This window comes from Microbacterium sp. MPR-TSA4 (assembly GCF_058792815.1).
The window spans coordinates 4,293-13,714 of sequence record NZ_JBXAFF010000061.1 but is presented as its reverse complement, the minus strand read 5'-3'; the positions used below and the strand labels follow the sequence as shown (position 1 = coordinate 13,714).

General features: G+C 72.6%; 5 protein-coding genes. All 5 read left to right on the top strand.

All coding sequences use genetic code 11. From position 1 onward, the window contains the following. On the top strand, nt 1-1,243 hold a 1,243-nt coding region (locus AC1Q49_RS15135), incomplete at its 5' end, for a lipopolysaccharide biosynthesis protein (RefSeq protein ID WP_492493157.1). A 144-nt stretch (nt 1,244-1,387) separates the two neighbouring features. Next, the gene (locus AC1Q49_RS15130; RefSeq protein ID WP_492493155.1) at nt 1,388-2,719 is read left to right on the top strand and encodes a YveK family protein; all 1,332 of its coding nucleotides are present in this window, start codon (nt 1,388-1,390) and stop codon (nt 2,717-2,719) included. A 10-nt stretch (nt 2,720-2,729) separates the two neighbouring features. Next, entirely contained in the window at nt 2,730-4,013 is a 1,284-nt protein-coding gene (locus tag AC1Q49_RS15125) for an O-antigen ligase family protein (RefSeq protein WP_492493153.1), read from the top strand. Between the two features lie 64 nt (nt 4,014-4,077). Next, nucleotides 4,078-4,713 (top strand): hypothetical protein, encoded by a 636-nt coding sequence (locus tag AC1Q49_RS15120; protein WP_492493151.1) that lies wholly within the window; start codon nt 4,078-4,080, stop codon nt 4,711-4,713. Nucleotides 4,714-4,788: 75 nt separating this feature from the next. Continuing rightward, nucleotides 4,789-9,422 (top strand): PKD domain-containing protein (locus AC1Q49_RS15115; protein WP_492493149.1); only part of this gene is annotated, 4,634 nt, incomplete at its 3' end.

Here is a 9,422-nt window from a genome sequence, read left to right as displayed (position 1 = left end):
GTTCGAGGTCATCGCCCTGTGCGAGACGGCCCGTGGTGTCGCCGCCGTCGAGCAGATCGCGGCGCAGGCGGCGCAGGCGGCGGTCAGCCTCGCGCTGCAGATCCTCGTTGCCCGCCTCCTCGGCATCGCGGACTACGGGCGCTTCGCGATCCTCTACGGTGTCGTCGTGCTGGCCTCGGGCATCGTCACGGGCCTCGTCGGCGACGCCCTCGTCGTGCTCGATCGCGCGTCCCGTCGCATCCGGGCGGGGCTGGAGGTCTGGCTCGCCGTGGCCGCCGGCGCGACCACCCTGCTCGCGGGCGCCGTCGCGGCGCTCACCGGGTTCGCGAGCCCCCTGGAGGCGCTGCTGTTCGCGCTCGCGCTGGCCGCGTTCGTGGTGGAGGAGATCGTGCGCCGGCTCCTCATGGCCGGGTACGGGTTCACCCGTGTCGTGGCCGCCGACCTCACGGGCTTCGCGGTCAGTGCGGCTTTCCTCGGCGGTGCGGCCGCGCTCGGCGGGCTCTCGCTGGCGGCCTTCCTCGGCGCGATCGCGGCGGGGCAGAGCGTCGGCGCGCTGGTGGGCTGGCGGCTGCTGCCGCGCGCCGAGCGCGTGCTGGTCGGATGGCGCGGTGCGGATCTGGCGTCCGTGTGGGGATACGGGGCCTGGCGCGGACTGCAGCAGACGCTGCGACCGGCGATGCTCACGGTCGTCCGCCTCGCCGTGCTCGCGGTCTCCGGGGCGGCAGCGGTCGGTCTGCTCGAAGCGGCGCGCACCTACGCGTCGCCGCTCCTGCTCGTGGTCGGCGGCCTCTCGTCGTTCCTGTTCGTGCGCTTCGCCGACCGGCGGCGCGCGGGCGGCGCCGGATCGCTCCACGAGGCCGACCGCGTCGTCGTCGTGCTCGTCGTCGGGACGACGGCGATGAGCGGCGTCGCCCTCGCCCTCGCCCCCTGGCTGGGTCCGCTCGCCTTCGGAGTCGCGTTCGATCCGGTGACGCTTGTCGGATGGCTCGTCTACGGCCTGTCGGTCGCGATGGTGACCCCCTACGGGGCGCTGAGCGCCGTCGGCGGGCGCCAGCGGGCCGTGTTCCTGATCCGCCTGGCCGACACGGTGCTGGCCCTCGTGCTCACGGCGGTCGTGCTGCTGGCCGGAGGCGGCGCCGCGCTCGTGCCGTTCGCGCTCGCCGCGGCATCCCTGCTCGGTGGACTCGCCCTCCGCGCGATCGCGGCCTCGCCGCGACCGGATGCCGACCCGCCCTCGGCCTGAGCCGTCCCCGGGACCGTCTCTCCCAACCACCTGTGAGCAGAGGCGCGTCGAGCGCTCTGGTGGTAGGTTCGGCCCAGCACGAAGACGCTCGGACGATGACAGGGGTACGTCCGGCGGTCGGGCTCATCTTGGGGGGTGGGGAGCATGGAGGACGTTCCGTATGGGCGGATCCTGCGTGAAGGATGGCTGCTGGTCCTGATCATGGCGCTGCTCGGCGCGGGCGCGGCCTACGGTGTCGCGAAGCTGCTGCCGGAGACCTACGCGTCCACGTCGACGCTGATGCTGCAGGTCGACTCGAAGGAAGCGTCGCTGTTCGAGCGCAACCAGTTCAGCCTGGCGCGGATCCGGTCGTATCCGGAGCTCGTCGACAGTCCGCAGGTGATCAGCGGCATCCGCACCGATTTGGGCCTGTCGCCGGACGAGTACAGCGATCGTGAGCTGCGGAGGATGGTCTCCGCCGAGAACACCACCGACACCGTGCTGCTCGTCGTGCGGGCCGACGCCCCGACGGCGCCGCTCAGCGCGGCGATCGCCAACGCGGCGGCGTCGCATCTGTCGCGCCTCATCGAGTCGACGGAGAACTCCGACGCGGACGATCGCTACCAGGTCAACCTCACGGTCGTGCTGCCGGCGGTCGAGCCGCTCGCGCCGGTCTCGCCGCAGGTGCTGGCGATCACCGGGCTCGGCCTCATCCTCGGCATCGCGGTCGGCGGCATCGTCGCGGTCTACCGCACCGTGACCAACCGCACCGTCATCACGATCTCCGACGTCCGTCGCCTGGCTGGGCTGCGGGTCGTCGGGCGCATCCCGCGGCGTCGGCGCTGGCGGCGCGGCGGGAGCCTCGATCAGGAGTCCGCCTGGGACGAGACGATCGCGAACCTCGGCGTGCTGGGCGGCCCGCAGGTGTCGGCCGTGCTCGTGCTGACGGCGTCCGACGACGCGATCGCCGACGCCGAGAAGGACGGCCTGGCCGCCGCCTTCGCCGCGGCGGGGCGCACTGCGACGATCGTCGACACCCGTGCCGACTCCGATCCGAGCGACGAGCCGGCATCGCTCGCCGCGCTCCTGGACCTCGTCGGGGAGGCGTCGTGGCCCGCGGACCTCGAGTTCGCCGCGGAGGTGGCGGGTCGGCGCTTCGCCGATGCCGTGCCCCCCGCCACGGCCGTGCTCCAGGAGCGGATGCCGGTGCTCTGGGCGGCCCTCGCGGAGCACATCGACGCGGCCGTCGCGATCGCGGATGCCGGGGCGACCGCCGTCGCCCGCGAGCTCGTCCGCGACGGCACCGGCGTGGTCATCGCCGTGCGGAGCGGGTCGACGTCGGCATCCGCCCTGACGGCCCTGGTCACCAAGCTCTCCTTCGCCGACGTGCACCCGCTGGGGGTCCTCCTCACCGGCGCCCCGGCGCACTCCACGGGTGTCGTCACCGAGACCTGGCGGGGCGGCGACGACCCGCAGCCTGCGCCGACGCCGCGCTGAGGCTCCGTTGATGTCGACGGTCGTGCGATCGAGGATGCCCGTCCGCGTCGCGGCGCACGCCGACGCGGCGCATCCCACCCGTCGGCGCTTCGCCGTGCTCACGGCCCTGTTCCTGCTGGTGATCGTCAGCGTGATCCCGTGGCGGCCCCAGGCCTTCTATGCCGGAGGGGTCGACCCGGTGGTCCTCGCGAAGGCGGCGATCGCCCTCGTCGCCCTCGGCGGCGCCGCGGCGCTGACGCTGTACACGCGGCGCCGCATGCCCGTCGGGCTCGGCCCCGCGGCCGTCCTCGCCCTCACGTTGGCCGTCAGCCTCCTCGGCGGCGTGGTCGCCGGCAACGGCACGGCCACCGCGGTGCTGGTGACGCGGGTGTTCATCGTCATGGCGACGCTGCTGCTGCTGCTGACCAACGCGCCGTGGGATCGGGCGGTGGCCGCGCTGCTGACGGCGATGTCCCTCGTGGCGATCGTCGCCGCGGCGACCGGTGTGCGCACCCTCGCCGGGGGACGTCTGGGCGGCGGCATCCCCGAGATCCATCCGAACGAGCTCGCCGGGCTGGCGGCGCTGCCGCTGATCGCCCTCGTCATCCTCGTGCTGCGTCGGGGCGTGCGGGCCGGGCCCGTCGCGGGCATCGTCGTGCTGTTCGCCATCGTCGTCGCGACCGGCTCGCGCATCGCGCTCGTCGGGACGCTGGCGGGCGCGATCGTGGCGCTGATCACCAACGGCGTCCGCCGACGCGGCGTGCTCTACGCGCTGCTCGCGTTCGTGCCGCTCGTCTACGCGGTCGTGGTGTTCACCGGCGTCGTCGACGGCCTCGCCAGTCGCGGCGGCACGTCGGCCGAGAGCACCGCGCTGGACTCGCGCCTCACGGGATGGCAGGTGGTGCTGGGCTGGGACTGGACGTCGTGGGAGCGGTGGCTCGGAGTGGGGCTGTCGGTCAAGGAGGTCGCGGTCCAGGAGAAGTGGCGCTCCTCGCAGGTGCTCGACAGCAGCTGGGTGTCGCTGCTCGCGCAGGCCGGCCTCGTCGGCGTCGTGCTCGTCGGCCTCCTCGTGGCGTGGTGTCTGGTCACCGCCGTGACGGCGGGCTCGCGCCGGGGTCTCGTGCTGCCGCTGCTGACGATGTTCGTCATCCGCACCTTCACGGAGAGCGGCATGGTCGACAGCGCCATGCCCTTCGTGCTGTTCGTCACGCTCTCGGCGGTGCTCACACGTCGCTCCCGGCACGGGGATCGCCCGCCGCCGGACGACCGGCCGCGGATTCACCCTCGCCAGGCGGGCGTCGTCGGCGTACGCTGAGGGAACGCATCCGGGGAACTGGGGCCCCGACACGGTGCGTGAGCACGTGGGGGGTGCTTTCCGTATGACGGATCACAGGGGTGGGATCGGGCGTGCGCGCACGCAGGCGCCGTGGCTGGTGTTCGCGCTCGTCGCGACGCTTCTCGTCGGCGGGATCGTGTGGGCGGTGGTGAGCCAGGGTCCGGCGGGGGATGCCGCGGCCGCCGCGTCGCCGTCGCCGTCGTGGGCCACGCCCACGCCGCAGCCCACGGCCTTCGAGACGCCGAGCCCCGGCGCGACCGCCGACGTCGTCAAGCCGCCGTCCTCGACGGAGGTGCCGCTCGATCAGGCCGCGCCGCCCGTGGCCGGCGCCGTCGTGGAGGTGGTCGGTCTCACCGCGGGCTCGTTCACCGGCGACGTCCCGGGCGAGCCGAGCGGGGATGCCATCACGGTGTCGGTGCGCATCGCGAACGGCGGGACGACGCCGATCGACACCGCAGGATCCAGCGTCACCCTCAGCTACGGCGGCGACGACAGGACGCCGGCGATCGCCGTCACGGACAAGACCGCGCGCACCTTCCCGGCATCCATCGCCCCGGGAGCCGAGGCCACGGCGGACTTCACGTTCGTCGCACCCCTTGCGGCGGAGGGGGACATCCGTGTTACCGTCGACCTGCTGGCGTCTGAGCCAGACATCGTCTTCGTCGGCCCCAGGCCGTAGCGGGCGCTGGGGGGACTATCGCCTTCGCGGCATCAACGGATGGGGATCCGGTCGCGGGGGATGACTGGGGGAGTCATGGTGCGTATTCGTGCCGGCGTCGGCGTACAGCGGACGCGGAACATCGCGGCGGTTTTCGTGACGGCGCTCGCCGTCGTCATCAGCGGCTTCGTCGCCGTCGCTCCGGCGCACGCCGACGTCAGCCCGCCGACGGGAACGCCGTCGACCGTCACCGCCGACGCGCTCCCGACGGTGCAGATCAACGGCATCGTCTGGGATCAGGCGGTCGTCGGCAACGTCGTCTACGCGGCCGGCAAGTTCACGTCCGCGCGCCCGGCCGGCGCCGCCGCGGGCACGAACGAGACGCCCCGCAGCAACCTCCTCGCCTACGACATCACGACCGGCGTCCTGATCGCCTCGTTCGCGCCGTCGATCAACGCGCAGGTGCGTCAGGTCGAGGCCTCGCCCGACGGCACGCGCCTGTACATCGTCGGCGACTTCACCACCGTCAACGGGCAGACGCGCAACCGCGTGGCGGCCTTCGACCTCCCGAGCGGGACGCTCTCGAGCTTCAACCCGAACTCCAACGGGGTCACCTCGGGCGTCGCCGCGACGAACGACACGGTCTATCTCACCGGCACCTTCGGCCGCATCTCCGGCAACGACCGCGCCGGTGCGGCGGCGGTCACCCGCGCCGGCGCGCTGCTGCCGTGGGCCCCGGTGCTCGAGGGGCGCCAGGGCCGCGTCGTCGTCGTCTCGCCCGACGGCGGCAAGGTCGTGCTCGGCGGCAACTTCCAGACGCTCAACGGGAGCAGCAATCCGGGCTACGGCCTCGCGATGGTTAGCGCCGCCGACGCCTCGCTGCTGCCGTTCCAGACGAACGACGTGATCCGCAACGCCGGGCTGGACGCCTCGATCTTGTCGCTCAAGTCCGACGGCGCCGGGTCGTTCTACGGCACGGGCTACGTGTACGGCAGCGGGGGCAACCTCGAAGGCAGCTTCCGCTCGTCGTGGGCGACGGGAAGCCTCGTGTGGGTCAACGACTGCCACGGCGACGAGTACGACGTCCAGCCGATGGGCGACGTCGTCTACGCGGCGGGCCACTCCCACTACTGCGGCAGCCTCGAGGACGGCTTCCCGCAGAGCGACCCGTGGACGTTCTACCGCGGCATCGCCGTGACCAACGAGCCCGCCCGCATCACGCCCGCCGGGCTCAACAACGGCTACTACGACTTCGGCGGCAACCCGGCGCCGCGACTGCTCCACTGGTTCCCGAGCTTCAACACGGGCTCGGTCAGCGGCGCATCGCAGGGACCGTGGACCGTCAACGGCAACGGACAGTACCTCGTCTACGGCGGCGAGTTCACCCGCGTGAACAACACGGGCCAACAGGGCCTGGTGCGCTTCGCGGTCGGCGGGGAGTCGACCAACGCGCAGGGGCCGCTCCTGTGGAACACGGCGTGGCCGGCGACTGCGATCTCGCTGTCGGGCGGATCCGTGCGCGTGAGCTGGCCGCTCAACTACGACCGCGACAGCGAGTTCCTCACCTACGAGGTGCTCCGCAACAACGTCGTTGTCAAGACGTTCGAGAACGTGCGCTCCAAGTCGCCCGACTGGGGCCTCCCCGCGATGGCCTACATCGACAACGCCGTGACGTCGGGAACGACCTACACCTACCGTGTGCGCGCGACCGATCCGCAGGGGCACGCGATCCTCGGGGGCACCGCGACGGTGACCGCGAGCGGGACCTCGACCGCGAGCGCCTATAGGGATGCCGTCCTCGCGGACGCGCCGCTGGACTACTGGCCTCTCGACGACGACTCGACGAGCGTCTCCTACGACTGGGCGGGCGCGGCCGACCTGAGCGTCAACAGCGGCGTCGCACGCGGCACCGCCGGCGCCATGCTCAACGACGCGCGACCCTCGTCGACCTTCGACGGCAGCGCGGCGGGATTCGCCGCGACGACGCAGCCGATCGCCGGTCCCGACTCGTTCGGCATCGAAGCGTGGATCAAGACGACCACGACGGGCGGCGGGAAGATCGTCGGGTTCGGCAACAGCTCTACCGGCACCTCGAGCAACTACGACCGCCACGTGTACATGGAGCCGGACGGGCGCATCACCTTCGGCGTCTACCCGGGCTCGGCGCAGACGATCACGTCGTCGAAGGCCTACAACGACGGGCAATGGCATCAGATCTCCGCGGGCATGGGCGCGTCGGGCATGGTCCTGTACGTCGACGGTGTGAGGGTGGCCATGCGCACGGATGTCACGTCCGCGCAGCCGTACAACGGCTACTGGCGCGTCGGCGGCGACAGCCCGTGGTCGGGCAACGCCTTCTTCGCGGGGGCGATCGACGACGTCGCGATCTACGGGGCGCCGCTGACGCGCCAGCAGGTCGCCGCGCACTACGTCGCATCGGGGCGCACGCTGACCGCGGCGACCGCGCCGAGCGACGCCTACGGCGCCGCCGTGTACGCGCTCGAGCCCTCGCTCTACTGGCGTCTGGGTGAACAGAACGGACCGGTCGCCGCCGACTCCTCCGGCTTCGGCCAGCCCGGCACCTACATCGGCGCGGTCGCGCCGGGCGCGGGCGGGGCGCTCGCCGGGGTCGCCGACACCGCCGCGACCTTCGCCGGCGGTCAGGTCATCAGCAAGAACACGTTCTCCAACCCGAGGTCGTACTCCCTGGAGGCGTGGTTCCAGACGTCGACGACCACCGGCGGCAAGATCATCGGGTTCGGCAACAGCCCGGACGGCAACTCGAACAACTACGACCGGCACGTCTACATGACGCCGGACGGCACCCTCGTCTACGGCGTGTGGGTCGGGTTCGCCGAGACGCTGCAGTCGTCGCCCGGGTACAACGACGGTGCGTGGCACCACGTCGTGGCGACCCAGGGGAGCGAGGGCATGCGGCTCTACGTCGACGGCGTGCTGAAGGGGTCGAACACCCAGTCGAACGCGCAGGACTACACCGGCTACTGGCACGTCGGCGGCGACGTGACGTGGGGCCCGGGCGACTGGGAGTTCGACGGTCGCATCGACGAGGTCGCCGTCTACGCGGCCCCGCTCGCGGCGAGCGACGTCGCCCAGCATCACGCGCTGGGCGCGACGGGAGCGGCCGCCAACCTCCCGCCCACCGCATCGTTCACGTCGAGCGTCACCAAGCTCGCGGTCGCCGTCGACGGGAGCGGCTCGACGGATGCCGACGGCACGGTCGCCGGGTACAGCTGGTCGTGGGGCGACGGGACGCCCGACGGTGCCGGTGCGACGGCGACGCACACCTATGCGGCGGCGGGCACCTACACGGTGACCCTGACCGTCACCGACGACAAGGGGGCGACGGCGACGTCGTCCGCGCCCGTCGTCGCGGTGGCCAACCAGGCGCCGTCGGCGTCGTTCACCTCGACCGCCACCGACCTCACGGTCGCCGTGGACGCGGGCGGATCGACCGACGGCGACGGGCATGTCACGGGGTACGCCTGGAACTGGGGCGACGGCTCCCCGGCGGGCAGCGGCGTCACGGCGACCCACGCCTACACGACGGCGGGCTCCTACACGATCACGCTCACCGTCACCGACGACGACGGCGCGACGGCGACGCAGGCGATCCCGGTGACGGTGACCGCTCCGGTCGTCGGCGCGACCTATGCGAACGACTCGTTCAACCGGGCCGTGGCGGCGGGGCTCGGCACCGCCGACAACGGCGGTGCGTGGACGCTGTCCAACACGGCATCCAACTATCGCGTCGACGGCACGAAGGCCGTCTTCATCCAGCCGTCCGCGACGTCGCAGCGCTACGCGTACCTGACGGGGGTGTCGTCCACCGACACCGCGGTCGACGTGGACGTGACGCTTCCGCAGCGTCCCGTCGGCGGCAGCGCGTACGTGACGGTGCACTCGCGGCGCGTGGGCACCGCGGAGTACAAGGCGCGGCTCGTCGTCGCCCCGTCGGGCGGCCTCACCGTGCAGTTGCAGCAGACGGGCGTGACCCTGGCGAACGTGGGCACCGCTCTCACCGTCGCCGCCGGCGACACCCTGCACGTGCGGACCGAGGCGGTGGGCACCTCGCCCACGACGCTGCGGGTGAAGGTCTGGAAGGTCGGCACGGCCGAGCCGACCGCCTGGACGGCGACGGCGACCGACGCCACCGCCGCCCTGCAGGCGCCGGGGGCCGTCGGGCTCGGCGTCTACCTCGGCGGCGGCGTGACCACCGTGCCCTTCGAGACGCGCTTCGACAACTTCTGGGCCGGATCGTCCGCGGGTGCGGCTCCGGTGAATCAGGCGCCGACGGCGGCGTTCACCTCGACGCCGTCGGGGCTGTCGGTGGCGGTGGACGGTTCGGGCTCATCCGATCCGGATGGCGCGGTGACGGCGTTCGCGTGGGACTTCGGTGACGGGGCGACCGGCACGGGGGCGACCGCGTCGCACGCCTACGCGGCGGCCGGGACGTACACGGTGAAGCTGACGGTCACCGACGACAAGGGCGCCACCGGCACCACGACCAACGCGGTGACCGTGACCGCGCCCGTCGGACCGGTGAACCAGGCGCCGACGGCGGCGTTCACCTCGACGCCGTCGGGGCTGTCGGTGGCGGTGGACGGTTCGGGCTCGTCCGATCCGGATGGCACGGTGACGGCGTTCGCGTGGGACTTCGGTGACGGGGCGACCGGCACGGGGGCGACCGCGTCGCACGCCTACGCGGCGGC

What these genes read in the sequence shown, in the direction of transcription:
- AC1Q49_RS15130 (WP_492493155.1), top strand. Translation starts at nt 1,388, where the DNA reads ATGGAGGACGTTCCGTATGGGCGGATCCTGCGTGAAGGATGGCTGCTG.
- AC1Q49_RS15125 (WP_492493153.1), top strand. Translation starts at nt 2,730, where the DNA reads ATGTCGACGGTCGTGCGATCGAGGATGCCCGTCCGCGTCGCGGCGCAC.
- AC1Q49_RS15120 (WP_492493151.1), top strand. Translation starts at nt 4,078, where the DNA reads ATGACGGATCACAGGGGTGGGATCGGGCGTGCGCGCACGCAGGCGCCG.